Raw genomic sequence first — 993 nt, 5'->3', positions numbered from 1 at the left:
CCGTCACCCCTGCCCTGGCCCCATGATTTTCCACCGCCCGGCTTTCCCACCCCTGCCCACCTCCTCCGCGCCAGGTGCCCGGAACCAGGAGACTTTCCGGCCAGCCAGGGAAGCGTTCAGGAGGGCGGGACTGGCATCCGCCTTGCTGAAGGTTTCCCCACGATGATCCTGCGTGCCCTAGCCCTTGTCGCGTGCCTGCTCCTGGGCGCTCCCGCCGGGGCGGCGTCCGGGGTGGAGCAGGCGCGGGCGAAGGCCCAGGCGGCGCGAAGCGGCGTACGCACCCTGCGCACCCAGCAGCAGGGCCTGCGCGACGAGCTCAACGGGCTGGCCGCGCGCATCGAAACGCTCAAGTCCCAGCGCCAGGGGAAGCTGACGACGGGCGGGGAGCTGGAGTCCGCGCTGCGCCGCTCGCAGGAGCTGAGCGGGGAGCTCACCGGGCTGGCCTGGTCGGTGTCCGGCGCGGAGGGCGAAGTCGAGCGCGCGCACCTGGCGCTGCACGGCGCGCTGTCGCAGGAGCTGACGCGGCTGCGCTCGGCCTGGGATGCGACGACGGACCGGACGGAGCGGGCGCGGCTCTTGGAGCAGATGCGGTCGGTGCGCGAGGAGCGGGAGGCCGTGCGCGCGGCGCTGCCCGCCTCCCAGGTGCCGGCGCTGGACGGGGCCACGCGGGGGGATGACCCGGAAGACCTGCTGGCCCAGGCGGACGCGCTGCGCGACAGCCAGGACAAGGTGCGCCAGCGGCTCCAGGCCCTGAAGGCGCGCATCACCGAGGTGCGCGAGGAGCGCGACCTGGACCGGCGCATGAACGACTTCCTCGGGGAGGAGTCCATGTTCGACGACCAGGACCGGCGCCTGCGCCTGCGCTCGACGGGGGACCAGGGCCTCCAGGTGGCGCCCACGCAGCGGACCGGCCCCCGGGCGCCGACGTTCATCGCGGACGACATGTCGGACCCAGCTCCCACGGTGGGCGGAGGCGAGGCGGGCGGCGGGGAC

Annotated in this window: 1 protein-coding gene; it reads left to right on the top strand. The window is 74.5% G+C overall.

Features of this window, described 5'->3' with window-relative positions:
• Positions 1–162: 162 nt before the first annotated feature.
• On the top strand, positions 163–993 hold an 831-nt coding region (locus D7X74_RS42080), incomplete at its 3' end, for a TetR family transcriptional regulator (RefSeq protein WP_120538479.1).

Origin of the sequence: Corallococcus sp. CA047B (assembly GCF_003612065.1) — a bacterium.
GTDB lineage: Bacteria > Myxococcota > Myxococcia > Myxococcales > Myxococcaceae > Corallococcus > Corallococcus praedator.
This window is presented reverse-complemented; position numbering and strand designations above follow the sequence as displayed.